The organism is Saccharibacillus deserti (genome assembly GCF_013618475.1).
Taxonomy (GTDB): domain Bacteria; phylum Bacillota; class Bacilli; order Paenibacillales; family Paenibacillaceae; genus Saccharibacillus; species Saccharibacillus deserti.
In genome coordinates this window covers 37393-55797 of record NZ_JABJVN010000012.1, presented here as the reverse complement: position 1 = coordinate 55797, position 18405 = coordinate 37393, and the positions used below count along the sequence as shown (strand labels likewise).

Annotated in this window: 14 protein-coding genes; 1 reads left to right on the top strand and 13 read right to left on the bottom strand. The window is 54.4% G+C overall.

The genetic code is table 11. The features are described 5' to 3' along the window. Positions 1-2 precede the first annotated feature (2 nt). The 4 genes from kduI to HOP44_RS21465 all read right to left on the bottom strand — a co-directional run bounded on the left by kduI (position 3) and on the right by HOP44_RS21465 (position 3095). The gene (kduI, locus tag HOP44_RS21475) at positions 3-836 is read right to left on the bottom strand and encodes a 5-dehydro-4-deoxy-D-glucuronate isomerase (RefSeq protein ID WP_172257273.1); all 834 of its coding nucleotides are present in this window, start codon (positions 834-836) and stop codon (positions 3-5) included. Between the two features lie 76 nt (positions 837-912). Beyond that, positions 913-1620 (bottom strand): SGNH/GDSL hydrolase family protein, encoded by a 708-nt coding sequence (locus HOP44_RS22950; protein ID WP_246370004.1) that lies wholly within the window; start codon positions 1618-1620, stop codon positions 913-915. A 114-nt stretch (positions 1621-1734) separates the two neighbouring features. Continuing rightward, on the bottom strand, positions 1735-2121 hold the full coding sequence (locus tag HOP44_RS22945; RefSeq protein WP_343060005.1) for a hypothetical protein: 387 nt from the start codon (positions 2119-2121) through the stop codon (positions 1735-1737). Between the two features lie 35 nt (positions 2122-2156). Further along, on the bottom strand, positions 2157-3095 hold the full coding sequence (locus HOP44_RS21465) for an ArsR/SmtB family transcription factor (RefSeq protein WP_172257271.1): 939 nt from the start codon (positions 3093-3095) through the stop codon (positions 2157-2159). Positions 3096-3266: 171 nt separating this feature from the next. Between HOP44_RS21465 and HOP44_RS21460 the strand changes: the two genes are divergently transcribed. Continuing rightward, a complete protein-coding gene (locus HOP44_RS21460; RefSeq protein ID WP_172257269.1) occupies positions 3267-4769 on the top strand; it encodes a glycoside hydrolase family 43 protein in 1503 nt (500 codons plus the stop codon). 46 nt (positions 4770-4815) lie between these two features. Here the strand turns inward: HOP44_RS21460 and cyoD are convergent, their stop codons facing one another. From cyoD to HOP44_RS21415, 9 genes are all read right to left on the bottom strand, one after another. Next, on the bottom strand, positions 4816-5160 hold the full coding sequence (gene cyoD, locus HOP44_RS21455; protein WP_172257267.1) for a cytochrome o ubiquinol oxidase subunit IV: 345 nt from the start codon (positions 5158-5160) through the stop codon (positions 4816-4818). Position 5161: 1 nt separating this feature from the next. Further along, positions 5162-5776: a cytochrome (ubi)quinol oxidase subunit III gene (locus HOP44_RS21450; protein WP_172257265.1), complete on the bottom strand. Its 615-nt coding sequence runs from the start codon at positions 5774-5776 to the stop codon at positions 5162-5164. Next, entirely contained in the window at positions 5776-7749 is a 1974-nt protein-coding gene (locus tag HOP44_RS21445; RefSeq protein ID WP_172257263.1) for a cbb3-type cytochrome c oxidase subunit I, read from the bottom strand. Before HOP44_RS21445 ends, HOP44_RS21450 begins: the two co-directional genes overlap by 1 nt. Positions 7750-7810: 61 nt before the next feature. Then, the gene (gene cyoA, locus HOP44_RS21440) at positions 7811-8785 is read right to left on the bottom strand and encodes a ubiquinol oxidase subunit II (RefSeq protein ID WP_172257261.1); all 975 of its coding nucleotides are present in this window, start codon (positions 8783-8785) and stop codon (positions 7811-7813) included. Positions 8786-9467: 682 nt separating this feature from the next. Then, positions 9468-10817 carry a GH1 family beta-glucosidase gene (locus HOP44_RS21435; protein WP_172257259.1) on the bottom strand — a complete coding sequence of 450 codons (1350 nt, stop codon included), beginning with the start codon at positions 10815-10817 and terminating at the stop codon, positions 9468-9470. 116 nt (positions 10818-10933) lie between these two features. Further along, positions 10934-13285: a glycoside hydrolase family 95 protein gene (locus tag HOP44_RS21430; RefSeq protein WP_172257257.1), complete on the bottom strand. Its 2352-nt coding sequence runs from the start codon at positions 13283-13285 to the stop codon at positions 10934-10936. Between the two features lie 235 nt (positions 13286-13520). Further along, positions 13521-15254, bottom strand: coding sequence for an ABC transporter substrate-binding protein (locus tag HOP44_RS21425; RefSeq protein ID WP_172257255.1), 1734 nt, complete (start codon positions 15252-15254; stop codon positions 13521-13523). Between the two features lie 361 nt (positions 15255-15615). Beyond that, positions 15616-17313: an ABC transporter substrate-binding protein gene (locus tag HOP44_RS21420; protein ID WP_172257253.1), complete on the bottom strand. Its 1698-nt coding sequence runs from the start codon at positions 17311-17313 to the stop codon at positions 15616-15618. Between the two features lie 176 nt (positions 17314-17489). Continuing rightward, the gene (locus HOP44_RS21415; protein WP_172257251.1) at positions 17490-18398 is read right to left on the bottom strand and encodes a carbohydrate ABC transporter permease; all 909 of its coding nucleotides are present in this window, start codon (positions 18396-18398) and stop codon (positions 17490-17492) included. Between the last annotated feature and the right edge of the window lie 7 nt (positions 18399-18405).

The window sequence follows — 18405 nt, the reverse complement described above, 5'->3', positions numbered from 1 at the left end:
ATCTATTTTAAGTCTTTCATATTCACCGCGTCCATATCGTCGAACAGCTGGTTCTCGCCGCCCATGGCCCAGCAGAACGTATAATTGTTCGTGCCGACGCCGCTGTGAATCGACCAGCTTGGAGAAATGACCGCCTGTTCGTTGCGCACGACCAGGTGACGGGTCTCTTCCGGTTCTCCCATCAAGTGGAATACCGCGGCGTCTTCCGGCATATTGAAATACAGGTATACTTCGGAGCGGCGGTTGTGCGTATGGCACGGCATCGTATTCCACATGTTGCCCGGCTCAAGCTCCGTGATACCCATGACAAGCTGGCAGCTCTCGATTCCGCCCGGCAGAATGTATTTGTTGATCGTCCGCTCGTTCGAGCTGTCGATACTGCCCAGATGCGCCTGAATCGCTTCACCCTGGCCGGCTTTGCGGGTCGGATAGGCTTGGTGGGCCGGCGTGGACACCAGGTAGAACTTGGCAGGGCTGCCGCCGTCCGCGCTGCGGAAGATGACATCCTTGACTCCGAGGCCGATGTACAAACATTCGTTTTTGCCGACTTCGAATGTCTCGCCGTCCGCCGTTACGGAACCCCCGCCTCCGACGTTAATGATGCCGACTTCGCGGCGTTCCAGGAAATAATCCGCGCCGATCTGCTTGAAATCCGCTTCCAGCTTGATTTCTCCGGATACGGGTACGGCGGAGCCGACGATGTAACGGTCCACATGGGAGTAAACGGTTACAAGGCGGTCCGGCGCAAACAGGGTTTCGATCAGGAATTCTTCCCGCAGACGGGTCGTATCGAAAGTCTTGACTTCATTCGGGTGGGAAGCATAGCGATTTTCCACGATATTCATCCTTTCGGGTTGAAGTTCTGTAAGATTCGGGCATAAACAAACGTTTATATAGGTTCATATTAGTTCATTAAGTTCTTTTTGTATAGCCATTTTTGCAAAAAGAACGTTTTGGCTCAGCAGGCGGCCGCCATGCCTTCGTCCCCCCTCGGCGCCGATCGCTTATCATCCAGACCGGCGAGCCGGTGCTTGCCTGGAGGGATTCAAAGGAGGGGATTACGCGATCGGACACGGCAAAAAGGCGACGGTCAGGTTCATTATCGTGAACCCGACCGTCGCCTTTCTGACTTCCGCCCTGCTGGCTTTGCTGGATCGTGCCATACCCCTGCGGGCCGTCAAAGCGCTGGTAACCGTCCCGGGTCTTGCGCCAAGAAGGGGCGCTCTTTTTTTCAACTCCATAATCTTTCGATGTCCGAATCAAGGTCTCTGCGGCCCGCGCATGGGTCTTCCGGGAAGGATGACCGCCGGAAGCCGATCCGTCTTGGGCCTGCTGCACATCGAGTTTCATCAGGAATACGCGGGCATCGCCGGTTTGTTCCTTGTAGCGGTGAACTGCCTGTTCGATATGGGGATACAACCGGTCACCCCTAATGCCGAGCGTGCAGAGGATGTCGGATTGGGCGCTTCGGCTTCGCACCTGCTCCAGAAACCGTACATACTGCCGGCCAAACTCCGCTTGTCTGTCGGCCTCGTCCCCGGTGTACGAATCGTCATTCGTTCCCAGGTTCACGACGATGAGATCGGGAACAAACTGCGCAAAATCCCAATCGATCGTCAAAGGTTCCAATTCCCCTTCCGGTCTGCCTTCGGATTTGGCCCATTTTCCGTAATAATCCGGAATCAAATGGGTGAGCAGCTTGGCAACGTTCTCCGTATACCCGGAAACGATCCCCTATCCGCACGTAATGGAATCGCCGATAAACTCGATTTTGCGCCGTTTATCCGGAGTCGGCCGGATACCTTCCTCGGCTTCGACACCGATCGCTTCGATCCCTACCGTCCACCTGGCCGCTTCCGACAGTTTGACGATCCGGACCGTCACTTGTTCGTCGGTGCGGCTGTCGAATACGGTATAGGTTTTGCGGCTTTGGTCCATTCGGTCATCGATGACCCGTACGCCGTTGACGTCGATACCGAAGCGGGCAAAATTCCCGGTGCCCTGCGCGGTGCTGTCGCCTTTTAACGTGACCTCCGCTTTTTTGCCGTAAAACGCAAATGCAGCGCCGCTGCCCGACAAAGCGAGCCACAATGCACCGTTATGCGCGTGAGTCCGGCCGATTTTTTTGACCGGTGCTCCCGCTGCCCGAAAGATTCTTATTCGTTTCGTTTTCCCCCTTCCGTTTGACTGTCGTCGATATGCACCCGAATCACGATATCCTGGTCATGATTGCCAAAGCCCGCTCCGTACAGAGTCAGACCGCCTACGTTCTCCGACCGCTCGTCGACCCGGAACCGAAGCGTCCAAAAAGGTTCGTCCAGCCGCAGCTCTCCGATCGTCGAAGCCGATATCCGTTCTCCGTCGATAAACGTCCCTTGGGCATCGATCCGGATCGTTTTGAGCAGCCCGTACTGATTGACGTTGCGATGCCACCACGAAGGCGTATATTTGCCGCGTGCGGCTCGCCCGAAATCGGCCGGACTGGTCCAGGTGCCGAGATCGATACCGTTAAAAACAAATCCGATATCCGAAGGCCAGTCGTCCCGCAGTCCCGGCGCTTCGGAAGCCAATTCCACGGAAATTTCGATAGCGGCCGCCTGCTGCTCCGGAAGCAGATAATTGGGCGTCTTGTACTCTACAAAACCGTGTCCAAACCACAAAATGGCGGCCTGTACCCGTTCCGGATCGAGAAAGTAGCGGGGATCGTCCCATACGCCGATCTCTTTCTCCGGGGTGCCGAGGCCGCAGGTCGGATAGATATCGAAAGCCGTATAATGGCCGATCGCAATCGACTGTTCCCGGATCTTCGGTTCTTCCCGCCTGGATGGCAGCTCGATCTCGATTTTCCGCTGCTTGAGAAAACACAGTTTGTGGGTGCCTCCATTCCTTCTCGTCCGTCGGCTGCCGATCAGATCGGCTTCTTCAAGCTTGCGGATATGCAGGGTGACGATAGACGGGCTCAGCTTCAGCTTCGCCGCCAAGTCTTTGACATTGAGCTCGCCTTCCGCCAGCAGGCTCATGATCTTCCACCTGACTTCGCTCGCCAGCGCTTCGTAAAGCGGCATGAATGCCTTATTCCCGTTTGCTTTGACCATACGCCGTCTCCCTCCATCGGAACTTGAAATCACCTTCATATTCATTCAACGGATTTCGATTCTCTTTTTCACTTTATCATATTGTAAAGATCGTGCGGATCATGTTTAATTTGCTTAGATTCAATAAGTTAGCCGATTCACAAAAAAGCGAATTCAGCAAAGGAGCCTCCTATGAAATACAGCAATCCGGTCATCAAAGGCTTTTACCCCGATCCCAGCGTATGCAAGGTCGAAGATACCTATTATCTCGTATGCAGTTCGTTTCAGTATTTCCCCGGCGTTCCGCTGTTCGAGAGCCAAGATTTGATCAACTGGACGCAGATCGGTCACTGTCTCACCCGGGAGAGCCAGGTGCAGCTCGGCGGCGTCAACAGTTCCGGCGGCGTATTCGCTCCGACGATCCGGTATCATGCGGGACGATTCTACATGACCACCACCAATGATACGACGCGTCAGAACTTCTATGTCTGGACCGACGATATTTACAGCGAATGGTCCGAACCCGTCTACGTCGACCAGGGCGGCATCGATCCGGACCTGTACTTTGAAGATGGAAAAGCATTTTTTATGAGCAACGGAACGGGCGACGACGGAATCGGCGGCGTGGTACAGTGCGAGATCAATATCTCCACGGGAGCCAAACGTTCGCCGAGCCGTTCGATCTGGCAGGGAACGGGCGGACGTTACCTGGAAAGCCCGCATCTGTACAAAATCGACGGACGCTATTATCTGATGGCCGCCGAAGGCGGAACGGAATACGGACATATGGTCGTGTACGCCCGGGGCGATCGGCTGTCCGGCCCGTTCGAAGCGTACCCGCACAATCCCGTGCTCACCAATCGCAATTTGGGCGGCTACGAACTTCAGGGCGTCGGACACGGCGATTTGGTGCAGGACGGGAACGGCCATTGGTGGATGCTGCACCTGGGTTTCCGGCAGATCGGCCGCTGGCTGACTTATCATCATCTGGGACGCGAGGTCTTTCTCACTCCGGTTACGTTCGGCGAAGACGGCTGGTTTACCGCGGGACACGACGGATTGACGCTGACCCTGTTCACGACCGACCGGATCCCCGAAACGGTACGCCAGCGGGGGAAGAAGCTCGATACGTTCGAAAATACGGATTGGGCGCTGGACTGGTGTTATCTGAGGCATCCGGAAAAGTCTAATTATAAGTTGCAAAACGATCGGCTGCTGCTGCACGGCACGGACGTCGCTTTGGATGAGCCGGCTTCGCCGACCTTTATCGCTTTGCGGCAAAAAGACTTCGATGCGACGATCGCCTGCGAAGTTCTTCTGTCCGCCCGTGAGGAAGGCGAAGCCGGGATCACCCTCTATATGGACGAGAACCATCACTACGACCTGGCTATCCGCAGCGGCGCCGACGGCAGCAGATCCGTCATCAAGCGCCTGAATATCGGCGACGTCAAGTCCGTCGAACAAGAGATCAAGCTGGGCCGCGAAGGAGCCGTTCGGCTGCTGATCCGCTCCGGGCACGAACGCTATCATTTCTTCCTTGTCGAAGACGGCCGGGAAATCCCGCTGGGCACGGCTCAGACCCGCTATCTCTCGTCGGAGGTCGCGGGCGGTTTCACCGGAGTCCTGATCGGCTTGTATGCGGTAGGCCAAGACGTATCGGCGGAATTTACCCAATTTATATGCGAATATGTATAAACAAAAAAAGAGTCCGCCGAAGCGGACTCTTTTTCAAATTTCCTGTCTACATTTTCATGCCGATCGAGTTGTTGCCCATGATCCAGATCGAGCCGACTACGATCGTCAGCAGAATCAGAACCCCGAAAATCAACGTGATCAGGTTCCAACGAGGCTGCTCTCCGTCGCGAATGTGCATGAAGAAGATCAGCTGAACCAGAAACTGCAGGGTTGCCGTTACCATGATAACCGCGAGGGTCGCCGTACGGCCCATCATGTCGTTCAGGACGACAACGAGCGGAATGATCGTCAGAACGATCGAAATGATATAACCGATGATGTAGGATTTGAGCGAACCGTGCTCGTGACGATCCCCACCGTGGCTGTTATGCGTGTTGTTGTGATCCGCCATCTTACATCACCTCCATCAGGTACACGATCGAGAGCAGGAAGATCCAGACCGCGTCCAAGAAGTGCCAGTACAAGCTGAATACCGTAACTTTGCCTTTGGTATCGTCGGTCAGACCGCGGCGAACGATCTGAATGATGATCGCGATCATCCAACCGATACCCACGGTAACGTGCACACCGTGCGTGCCGACGAGCGTGAAGAATGCCGACCAGAACGCGCTGGTTTGCAGCGTCGCGCCTTCATGGATCAAATGCAGGAACTCGTTGACTTCGAGGTACAGGAAGCCTGCCCCGAGTAATCCGGTAATCACAAGCCAGATAATCATCTGCTTGATTTTGTGCTGATGCATGGCCAATACGGCCACGCCGCTTGTAAAACTACTGGTCAGGAGCAGGAATGTCGAAATGATGATCCCGTTAATCTCCAGCAGTTCCGCGCCGGTCGGACCGCCGTCCGTACCGCCGCGAAGAACGATGAATGTCGCAAACAGCGTTGCGAACAAGATAACGTCGGTTACGAGGAATATCCAGAAACCGAGCAGTTTGATATCCTGCGGATCATGATGACCCGCAGCGTGATGGTGATGATCCGTGCCGTGTGCCGGAGACTGTGCCATTATACCGCGCCCCCTCTTAACTTAGCTTCAGTTCGTTCAATTTCGTCAACCGGAATATAGTATTCCGCTTTGTGGGCGCTGAAGGAACGAGCGTACATACAGATGAATACGCCCAGCAGGCCAGGAATGGCCATCCACAGCCAGTGGAAGACGAGACCGAAACCGGCAACAAACCAGAAGGCTCCCATGATCGGCCCGATTGCCGAATTCTTCGGCATATGAATCGGTTCGATCGGTCCGAGATCCCAAGGCTTCTCGCCTCTCGCACGGCGTTCTTTCTCTTCCCACCACTCGTCGCGGCTGTGAACCTGCGGAATGACCGCGAAGTTGTATTCCGGCGCCGGGGAAGGAATCGAAAACTCAAGCGTACGAGCATCCCAGATATCGCCCGTCGTGTCTTTCTCGTGACGGAAGATGCTGTAGACGATCTGAGCGACCTGGAACAGGAAAGCGATACCCATCAGGTAAGCGCCCATCGTCGAAAGAACGTTGAGCCCCTGCCAGTCCGGGTCTTTGAATACGCTGATCCGCCGGGTCATCCCGTCGAGACCGACGAGGTACTGCGGCATAAAGCAGACGTAGAAACCGATGTTCCAGAACCAGAATGCCCATTTGCCGAGGTACTCGTTCAGCTTGAAGCCGAACATCTTCGGCCACCAGTAGTACAGGCCCGCGAAGTAACCGAATACCACGCCGCCGATCAGTACTTGGTGGAAGTGGGCAATCAGGAAGTAACTGTTGTGGAACTGGAAGTCCGCCGGTGCAACCGACAGCATAACCCCCGTCATCCCGCCGACAACGAATGCCGGTATGAACGCGATCGTCCACATCATCGGAGTCGGGAAGCTGATCCTGCCCTTGTACATGGTAAACAGCCAGTTGAATATCTTGACCCCGGTAGGAATCGCGATAATCATCGTCGAAACCGCGAAGAAGGAATTGACGTTTGCGCCGGAGCCCATGGTGAAGAAGTGGTGGGCCCAGGTGAAGAACGAAATGATACTGATGATCACCATGGCGAATACCATCGACACGTAACCGAACAGCCGCTTTCTCGCGAAGGTCGCAACCGTTTCGGAGAAGACGCCGAAAGCCGGCAGAACGACGATATACACTTCCGGGTGACCCCACATCCAGATGAGGTTGATATACATCATCGGGTTGCCGCCGCCGTCAAGCGTGAAGAAATGGGCGCCGAAGAAGCGGTCCATAAACAGCAGCAGCATGGTGATGGTGAGGATCGGGAAAGCGAAGATGATCGTCGTCGAAGCGGCGAATACCGACCAGGTGAACATCGGCATTTTCATCATCGTCATGCCCGGAGCGCGCATCTTGAGAATCGTAACGATAAAGTTGATACCGGACGCGAGCGAGCCGATACCGGAGATCTGAATCCCCCAGATATAGAAGTTCTGTCCGACGCCCGGGTTAAACTGCGCACCGGAGAGCGGCGGATAGGCGAGCCAGCCGGAATCGGGCGAACCGCCGATAACGAACGACAGGTTGAACAGCATCGCGCCGGCGAAGAACAGCCAGAAGCTTAGCGAGTTCAGGAAAGGAAAAGCGACGTCGCGCGCGCCGATCTGCAGCGGCACCACGATATTAAACAGACCGAACATCAGCGGCATGGCCATGAAGAAGATCATGACAACGCCGTGCGTCGTAAAGATTTGGTTATAGTGGTCGGCTTCCAGGAAGTTCAGATCCGGGAAAGCCAACTGGGTTCGCATCATAACGGCATCGACGCCGCCGCGGAACAGCATGACGATCGCGGCCAGGATATACATAATCCCGATCTTTTTATGGTCGACGGTCGTAAGCCAGTCTTTCCAGAGCCAGCCCCATTTTTTGAAGTACGTCAGTACGAATACGATCCCGAGCGTCGCCAGAACGATAGATGCGTCCGCGCCGTAGATGAGCGGGTCGCCCGTTACAAAAAACTCGGATGCGAACTCTTTGATTTTCTCGAGCATTAGGGAGCTCCTTTCGTTGCATTGATTGTTCGGATCAGCCGATCCGGTCTAGAACCGGATCTTAGTGGCCTTTGTGCGAAGAAGAATCGTGTTCTTCCGAGTTCGCTTGTGAATCCGCCGATGCCGTACCTTCCGCTTCGCCTTCAGCTGCGCTTCCGTGCTGATGAAGCTCGGCACCTTCGTGCATGTACTTGGTCACGATACTTTCGTAAATGCCTTCAGGGAACGAAGAGTACAAGGTCGGTTCTTCCGATTCCGTAGGCTTGGACATTTCTTCGTACGATTCTTTCGTGATCGTGTTCGGCGACGCTTTCGCTTCGGCGATCCACTTTTCGTAGTCGGCATCACTCGTGGCATGAACGTCGAATGTCATGTTCTCGAAGTGTTCGCCGGTGAAGTTCGCGGCCGTACCGAAGTAGGTTCCCGGCTCGTCGGCCTGCAGATGCAGCGCCATGGACATACCGGACATCGCATAGATCTGTCCGCCCAATTCCGGAATCCAGAACGAGTTCATCGGCGAATCGGCCGTCAGTTCGAAACGTACCGGACGATCTTCCGGAATCGTGATCGTGTTAAGCGTCGCAATCCCTTCTTCCGGATACAGGAAGAGCCATTTCCAGTTCAGCGACACGACCTGAATCGTCACTTCTTCCTTGTCGCTTGCAAGGGCTTTGGCCGGTTCGAGTTCATGCGTATAACGCACGGTGATGATAGCGAGGACGATAATGATGACAATCGGAATTCCCCACCAGATCGTCTCCAGCAGGTTGCTGTGTGCCCATTCCGGCTTGTAGTCGGCTTTCTTGTTGCTGGCCCGATAGCGCCAAACAATGACGAACGTAATGACAAGCACCGGCACGATAATAATCGCGCACAAAATAACGGTGATAATCATCAGGTCCAACTGCTTTGCGGCGATCGGTCCCTTCGGATCGAGGACCATATAGTCCGCGCATCCCGAGAGCAGCAGCATCGTCATAACGAGCATGACGGCCGAGAAAGCTGCGCGAACGAGCGATCTTCGTTTTTTGCCCATGTGGATCCCCTCTCTTTGCTGAACGCTCAATAAATTCGACAAGCATTTCATACATTAAAACGCAACTTTGATTCTACACTTAAAGATACCAGAAATGAACAGCTTTTTCGAAAAGTTTTGACTTTGTTAACAAAGATGTCAAACTATTGGCGAGAAACCGTGATGTAGGGTCTTGAAAAACACTTAATTCAAGGTCAACCCCTTTTGGAGGCCCTAAAAAAGATCTCAATAGGCTCTTTTCCTATCCGCTTCCCTTCCATAACCGGCTATTGTTCTTCTCCCACCTCACTTTATTTCAAATTTAAATTTTCTCTTCCTTTATATAGGCTTCTATAGCCTTATAACATCTTCGGCACTCATCCTAAACATCTTTCTTGCCCGCCGTAAGCCTCCTGTGCTTCATCTGCGCATTTTGTCTGATCTGGATGCCGCCTCCTTTGCGTCTTTCTCCTATTATCGACCTCCCGCGCTGCGAATGCATCAAGATGATAGCGTTCTCTTCGACATTTCTGTGACATTTCTCACACTTATTTTGCTTTTTATATTCGGTTGGCTGCTTCGCTTTCTTGGATCCGTATAGAAATATCGGATTCCGCCGGACTCTTGTCCAGCGTGTTAAACCTTTCATGCTCCCGAAAAACACAAAAAAGACGCGGGAATCCGCGTCTTTTGGGCTGCTCTCCTAGTCTCTGCGAGTCTCAAGCCAGTTGTTTTTCACGACGTTTTGATACCAGTAGAAGCTTTCTTTCGGTGTCCGCTTCAGCGAACGGTAATCCACGTGCACGAGTCCGAAACGCATCCGGTAGCCTTCCGCCCACTCGAAATTGTCCATCAGCGACCAGGCCATATATCCTTTGAGGTTGATGCCGTCCGTAATGACGCGGTGTACCTGGGCAATATGCTGCTGCAGATAGGAGATCCGGCGCGTATCGTTGATTTTGCCGTTGACGATATCGTCGTTGATGCAGGCCCCGTTCTCCGTGATGTAGATATCGATGTTGCCGTATTTTTGCAGATAATGAATGACTTCGTACAGGCCTCTCGACTCGACCGGCCAGCCGATATCGGTCTTGATCAAGCCCATGTCTACCTCTTCCATCTGCAAGTAGCCGCCGTCCGGTTTGAACCGGTTGACGCTCATCGCATAATAGTTGATCCCGATATGGTCGATAGGCTGCGCAATGGCTTCCATGTCGCCTTCTTCGATCGGCGGCACATGGCCGGACTGCTCGAACCAATCGTACAGCGGCTTCGGATAGCTGCCTTTGTAGATCGGGTCGAGGAACCAGTCGGAGAACACCTGGATATTTCGGTCCGCGGCTCCCTGGTCTTCCGCGCTTTTGGAATACGGCACGGCCCAGGCCACGTTCGGCGCGATCCCGATCTTGCCGTCCGAACCCAGCTCGCGGAACTTGGACACGGATTTGCCGTGTGCCACCAGCAGATTGTGCGCCACGTTGAGAGCAACCTGGAGATCCTGCTTGCCCGGCGCGTGAACGCCGATCAGGTTGGACAGGAACGCGATGCACCAAGGCTCGTTGAAGGTCAGCCAGGATTTGATCTTGCCGGAAAATTCGCGGTACATCACTTCCGAGTATTTGACGAAAGCGTCGATCGTGCGCCGGTTCTCCCAGCCTCCCACGTCCTGCAGCGTCTGCGGCAGATCCCAATGGTAAAGGGTGCAGAACGGCTCGATGCCCGCTTCCAGCAGCTTGTCGACGAAACGGTGGTAATAGTCCAGGCCTTCCCGGTTGATCTCGCCGTCGCCGTCCGGAATAATCCGCGACCAGGAGATCGAGAAACGGTAGGTATTGATACCGAGTTCTTTCATGAGCTCGACATCTTCCTCGTAGCGGTGGTAGCTGTCGCAGGCGACGTCGCCGTTATCGCCGTTGTAGACCCGGCCAGGCGTATGGGAGAACGTATCCCAGATAGACGGACCGCGTCCGCCTTCTTGTGCGGCTCCTTCGATTTGATAAGCGGCCGTGGCCGTTCCCCATTTGAAGCCGTTCGGAAATTGAAAAATCGTCATCGTTGTCGTTCCTCCATAAGTTGAATGTAAGTGGTCTTGACCCTGACCCGCTAGGCTCGGTCAGGCGATAAGAAAAGAGGTCTGCGGCGTTCAGCGCGCAGACAAAGGCGCTTCGCCTACTCGAAGGCGAGGCGAACGGTCTGCCCGGCGGCAAAGGTCAAAGCGCCGGCGAATGCCCCCGCCTCGCCCGCGGCAGCCGGCAGGGCGCCCTCGAAAGCGCGGTCCGTACGCAGTCGGACCGCGGTGGAGCGGTCGGCCGCAATCTCGGCCGACCGGATCCGGCCGCCGCGCCATTCCAGCGCGACGGTAAAGCCCCCGCGTGCGCGCAGCCCGCGTACGGAGCCGTCCGGCCAGGCTTCGGGCAGCGCCGGCAGCAGATGAAGCTCGCCCAGATGGCTCTGCAGCAGCAGCTCCGCGATGCCGGCCGTTCCGCCAAAGTTGCCGTCGATCTGGAACGGCGGGTGGTCGTCGAACAGATTGGGATGCGTAGAGCGGGCCAGGAGCGTGTGTACGAAGCGATAGGCACTTTCCCCGTCCAGCAGGCGGGCATACAAATTGATCAGCCACGCGCAGCTCCAGCCCGTGTGGCCGCCTCCGCTTTCGATACGGGCCGCAAGCGACGACCGGGCCGCTTCAAGCAGTTCCGGCGATTCTTCCCGGTTGATCGAACGCCCCGGATAGACGCCATACAGATGCGAGACATGACGATGGCCCGGCTCATGTTCTTCCAATTCGGTTCCCCATTCCAGCAGACGTCCATCGGAGCCTATCCGCAGCGGCTGCAGACGCTTCAAGGCCGCGGCGAATTCCGACACTTCGGATTCCGCAAACCCCAGAATTCCGGCGGACTCCACGGCATGCTCCAGTACGTCGCGAATCAGGGTCAAGTCCATGGCCGAGCCGAACGCGGTGCTGCACGGCTCTCCGTCCGCCGTACGGAACTTGTTCTCCGGCGAAGTCGAGGGCGCGGTCGTCAGTGTGCCTTCGGGTCCTTCCACGAGCCAATCCACGGCGAAGAACGCCGCTTCGCGCAGAATCGGATAGGCTTCTTCCCGCAGGAACTTGTCATCGCCCGTGAACAAATAATGTTCCCACAGATGCGAAGTCAGCCACAGACCGCCCATCGGCCAGAACGCCCAGCTGGCTTCTCCGCCGGAAGGCGTGGTCATCCGCCAGAGATCGACGTTGTGATGCGCCGTCCAACCCCGTGCGCCGTAATGGATATTCGCCGTTCGTTTGCCCGTTTGGGCCAGTTCTCCGATCATCTTCAGCATCGGTGCATGGCATTCGCCGAGATTGACCGACTCGACCGGCCAGTAGTTCATCTGGACATTGATGTTCGACGTATAGTTGCTGTTCCAGGGCGGTTCGATCTGATGGTTCCAGATGCCCTGCAGATTGGCAGGCTGCGTTCCCGGACGCGAGCTTCCCATCAGCAGATAGCGGCCATAATGGAAATACAAAGCTTCCAAAGCCGGATCGGCCGCCCCCTGCCTGTAGGCCTCGAGACGTTCGTCCGTCGGCAGCTCCGCCCGTTCCGCACCGCCCAGGTTCAGCTCTACCCGACCGAACAGCGCCGCATGATCGCGGATATGGCGCTCCCGCAGCACCGAAGCCTCCACAGCCGACGCTGCGTTGAGCCAGGCTTCGCACAAACGCCCGGGGCGGCGGTTCCCGCTCTCGGGCAGCTTGTCGTAGGCTTCGAAGTTGGTCGCCGCCGCCAGCAGCAGAACGACCCGGTCGGCTCCGCGAATCTCGATCCGTCCGGACACCGCGCGAACTTCCCCGCCGAAGACCATAGGTTTCAGCTGCGCTTCAAACCGCATGCCGAGTCCTTCTTCGAACAGCACGCCCTGCGGATGATCCCGGAAATAGTTCGATTCCACATGGCTCGGCGCCATGCCTCTCATCGTTAGCCTTCCATCCGCTGCCGCCGCTGCCTCATAAGGAAGCAGACTTTCCAGCGATACATCGATATCGATGGCTCCCGCAAGATCGGCAGTCAACTCGACCGCAAGGACCTGATCCGGTTCGCTGATCCATACTTCGCGCTTGTACCGGACCTTGTCCGCCGTAAATACCGTAGTCAGTATCCCGTTCTCCAGATCCAGATCCCGTTCATAATCCGAAGCTTCTCCGCCGCCGATCCGTTCGATATACAGATCGCCCAGCGGCTGGTAGGCTTCCGTATTCCATCCCAGCATCCGCTGATTGATCAGCTGCTCGGCTTCCCCGTATTTTTCGTCAAAAATCAACTCTCTGGCCTGCTTCAGATACCGCTGCGCATCGTAGTTGACCTTGTCCCGCGGAAAGCCCGACCAGAGGGTGTCTTCGTTCAGCTGCAAGCGTTCGCGGCGGTCTCCGCCGAAGACCATCGCACCCAATCGGCCGTTGCCTGCGGGAAGAGCTTCTTCCCAACGTTCCGCAGGCTGCTTGTACCATAATTTATGCGTTCGGTTTTGCTTCATTTCGACCAGCCCCCGTTTTCGGAAAACGTTTTAGATTTTTGCCGGACTTTCTTGTTGAAACGGCTTACACATATGTGTTCAGTATAAGACAGGCTCCAAATAGCGTCAATTCATTAGTTAAAATTTAATCGACGATTCCCACATTTTCCGTCTGCCTTTTTGTCTGGACATCCCATTCAAACAAACAGCCTCCATCCCGGGAGATGAAGGCTGTTTGCCGATACGAAAGGCTAGGTTACTTGGCCGACCAAGCTTCGACTGTGTCTTTGATCAGCTGCGTGTAAGTGGCTTCCATTTCCGGAATACCGGAACCGTTCAGCTCTTCAAGCATTTGATCGTAGATGGCATCGAATTCTTCCGGAGTCGCTACGATTGCAGCCGGAATCGCTTTGCGGACGATATCCTGCGATTTTTGGAAAGCAACCGTGTAGTCTGCACCGCTTGGAGCCGGCAGGTTATAAGCAGCACCCCATGCTTTAACCGGGAATGCGTCTTTGCCAGGGAACAGATCTTTCCAAGTTGTCGCTTTGTAAGCGGCCAGTGCTTTTTTCATCGGTTCGCTGTAGTTCGCCGTGATTTGTTCCGGATAGTTCGTTGTGTAGTAGTTGTCTGTCGAATCTTTTACGCCGTCGCCGAAACGAACGGAGAGCGGAGCGTACAGGCCTACACCGGATTCTTTTGTGAAAGCCGCATTATCGTTCGTTTTGCGGTCCTGCACGTCAGCCGGGATTACGCGTTTGCCGTTTTCGACTTTGTAGTGTTCGCCTTCGATCCCCCAGTTGTTGAGGATTTGGGCTTCGTCGGAAGCCATCCAGTCCAGGAACTGGATCGCGCGGATTTGCTCTTCTTCGCTCAATGCGGTTGTCAGGCCTACGCCGTAGCCGGAACCGTTGCCGATATCGACGAAGGAATGATCTTCATATTCTTCCGTCAGCGTAACCGGGAAGTGGCCGTAAGTGCGCTCATGCTTGCCAGCGCCTTTGAGGGAGTTTTCGGCTTCCTGATAGTCCCAGTTCTGATCGATCAGACCGAGAACGCGGCCGCTGGCGATCTTTGCCAAATATTGGTCGTTCTTTTGCGTGAAGGATTCTTTGTCCAGCAGGCCGGTGTTGTACATGTGGTTCAGCCAGCGGAAGTATTCTTTTTCTTCCGGACGTTTGTAGTGCAGTTTCGCTTCGTACGTTTCCGGATCGATATAGTATTCGCCGTCATCCGGTCCGCCGGTTGCGTATACGGCCGGGTTCGTTACGGTAATCATGATCTTCCAATCGTCCGCGTTCAGCGTAAGCGGAATGGTAGGCTGACCGTCGATTGTCGGGTGTTTCGCATAGTATTCTTTGAGTGCTTTCTCAAAATCCTCCACGGTACGGATTTCGGGATAGCCCAGTTCTTCCAGAACCGCAAGCTGCAGTTCAAATCCGCCGCCGGCATCGAAAGACGTTTGATCGACCATGGCGTTTGTAGGGATGGTGTAGATGGAAGGGTCTTCCTTGCTGAACTTCAGACGGTTCATGTACGGGCCATAGATCCGCTTGATGTTCGGTGCGTATTGATCGATCAGCTCGGTCAGATCGACCATGGCGCCGGCGTCGACCAATTTGCTGGTTTCGCCTTTAGGGAAGATAATTTGCGGGTACTCGCCGGAAGCGATCATCAGGGCGACTTTTTGTTGGTCGGTACCGCTGACCGCGAATTCGGCATTCAGCGTGACTCCTGTTTTTTCCGTAATGACCTTGCCTACCGCGTCTTTCATACCGGTCCAGTTCGGGCTGGCATCTCCGCCGAAGAACGTGAATGTTACCGGCTCGGTGCTTGGCGTCTTGTCGGCTGCAGCCGCGTCTGTTTTCTTGCCCGTGTCCGTACTGGCCGGCGTTTTGGTTGCTGTATCGCCGCCACCGCCGCACCCCGCTGCTACAACCAGTGTGCTTGTCATGAGCAAAGCCGCAATTTTCTTTGTTTTCCCCTTCATAAATCTACATCCCCCTTTGGATGGAATTTATATGTGTACAACGGGCTTTGCCCGATCATACCGATCCTGTCCGACTTCGCTTCGTGAACCTGTAATTTTTGCGATAGTTGTCATATTAAGCGTTTACATTATTAATAAATAATTAGACTTTATTCCGTCTGCTCGCGGTACCTCCTGATCGGGTAGAAGCGTTTTCGAATAAAGCCTGAATAATTTCTTCATTTAATAATGTAAGTGCTTACAGTTAAGAATATAACGCTCCGAAAACGTTTTGTCAACGGAAATGTTTATTTTTGTTTGAAAAAGAAAAAAGGCCCTTTTGAGGGCCTTTTTTCTTAAAATCACTGATTGTTCCTATTCTTTATTTGCCTGTGCCCCACAGTTCAACCGTGTCTTTGATCTGCTGCGAGAAGATTTTTTCCATCTCGATAATGTCGGAAGAATTCAATTCTTCAAGCATTTGATCGTAGACGGCATCGAATTTGTCCGGTGTGGACAAGATGGCTTCCGGGATCCGTTTGCGTACGATATCCTGCGACTTTTGGAACGCTACCGTGTAGGCCGGGTCGTTCGGAGCCGGCAGGTTGTAGGCTGCGCCCCAATCGCTTGTTCCCAGTTCTTCGGCTTTCGGGAACAGGTCTTTCCAGGTTGTCGCGCCGTATTCTTTCAGCGCGTCTTTTTCAGGCTGCGTATACGCATTTTGGATTTGTTCCGGGAAGTTCGTCGTGTAATAGTTGCCTGTTGCGTCTTTTACGCCGTCGCCGTAATGCGGGGACATCGTCGTGTACATGCCGATTCCCGTTTCTTTGGTGAACGCGACGTTGTCGTTCGTTTTGCGCTCTTGAATGTCCTGCGGAATTACGCGTTTGCCGTCTTCCACTTTGTAATGTTCGCCTTCAACGCCCCACTGTACCAGGACTTGACCTTCGTCGGAAGCCAGCCAGTCGAGGAATTTGATGGCGCGAACTTGTTCTTCTTCGCTCAGGTTTGTAGTCAGACCGATTCCGTAGCCGCCCGGGAAACCGGCGTCCATGAACGAATGGTCTTTGTATTCTTCGCTAAGCGTAACCGGGAAGTGACCGAAGATCCGGTTCTGGGTCGTTGCGTCGCTCGAACCTTTGAGAGCGTTCTCCGCTTCGGCGTAATCCCACTCTTGGTTAATCGTGCCCAGCACGCGTCCGCTGGAGATTTTGGACAGGTATTGGTCGCTTTTTTGCGTGAAGGTTTCTTTGTCCAGCAGGCCTTCGTTATACATTTTGTTCAACCAGCGGAAGTATTCTTTCTCTTCCGGACGCTTGTAGTGCATTTGCGCTTCGTACGTTTCCGGATTGATGTAGAATTCGCCGTTATCCGGCAGACCTGTGGCCTGGAAGGCCGGGTTCGTTACGCCGATCATGATCTTCCAATCGTCCGCGTTCAAAGTCATCGGAATCGTCGGCTGTCCGTTGATCGTCGGGTTTTTCGCATAGTATTCCTTGATGGCTTTTTCGTAATCTTCCAGTGTGCGAATTTCCGGGTAACCCAGTTCTTTCAGCACTTCAAGCTGCAGTTCGAAACCGCCGCCCGCATCAAACGAAGTTTGGCCTACGCCGCTGTAAGTCGGAATGATGTAGATCGATTGATCGCTTTTGCTGAACTTCAGACGGTTCATGTCTTCCGCATACATTTTCTTGATGTTCGGAGCATGTTTGTCGATAAGTTCCGTCAGATCCACCAGCGCGCCGGCATCAACCAGTTTGCTTGTGTCGCCTTTCGGCATGATCAAGTCCGGATATTCGCCCGAAGCGACCATCAGCGAGACTTTTTGCGTATCGCCGCCGACTGCGTATTCCGCATTGAGCGTGACTCCCGTTTTTTCCGTAATCTTTTTGCCTACCGCGTCCTGCATCCCTACCCAGTTGCTGTTCGAATCCGCGCTGAACATGGTGAATTCGATCGGTCCGCTTTCAACGTCGCTTGCGGCACCGCTCTTACCTGCGTCGCCGCCGCCGCATGCTGTCAGACCTACGATGGATGCCAAGGCAACCGGCGCTACCCATTTTGCTTTTTTACTTGCCACTTCAAAAAACCTCCCTTTTCATTCACCCTGAGAATTTGTCTCTTTATCTGTATGGAGCTCTTTGTCAAAATAGTCCGAAAATGTGCTTCAGGCGAATTTCGCAAAGCGCCCTTTGTATATCGGGAGGCTTGAGCCTCCCGTAAATACCCGAGGAACTTTTGATGGACCAAAATCGATTACGATTTTACCGCGCCGAGCGTCATACCGCTGACGAAGTATCTTTGCAGGAACGGATACACGATCAGGATCGGTACCGTAACCACGATGGTGATCGCCATTTTGATCGACTCCGGCGAGATCTGCTTCATCTGCTCCGCCATGTTGGCTGTATTTACTTGCTGTCCGCTGCCGCCCTGCTGGGTGCTCTGAAGCACCTTCATCAGTTCGAACTGCAGGGTAGTGAGTTCCTCGTGACTGCCGTTGTACAGATACGTATCGAACCAGGAGTTCCATTGTCCGACCGCCAGGAACAGCGCGATTGTTGCGAGTACCGGCTTACACAGAGGAAGAATAATCCGGAAGAAGATGGTCAGATCGTTCGCTCCGTCAAGTTTGGCCGATTCCTGCAGCGCATACGGCAGGCCGTCCATGAAGGAACGGATAACGATAACGTTGAAGGCACTGACGATACCCGGCAGAACGTACACCCAGAACGAACCGAGCAGCCCTAAGTCGCGGAACAGGATGTAGACCGGGATCATACCGCCGCTGACATACATGGTGACAACCAGGAATGTCGACGTGAACTTGCGGGCCTGGAAATCGGGACGGCTGAGCGTGTAGGCCAACATCGACGCACTGGCCAGACCGAACACCGTACCGATTACCGTACGAAGAATCGAGTTCCAAAGGCCGCGGATCAGACCTTCGTATTGGAAGATCTGCTGATAGTTCTCGAAAGTCAAAGCCCGAGGAATGATCGTGACGCCGCCTTTTACCGTATCGGAGGATTCGTTGAGCGAAATCGCCAGTACGTTCAGGAACGGATACAGTGTAACGATCAGAACCACCGACATTAATACGATGTTGGCGACGTCGAATATTTTATCGCCGCGTGTGGCATTAAAAGCTTTAGGTGCTGCCATGACGTTT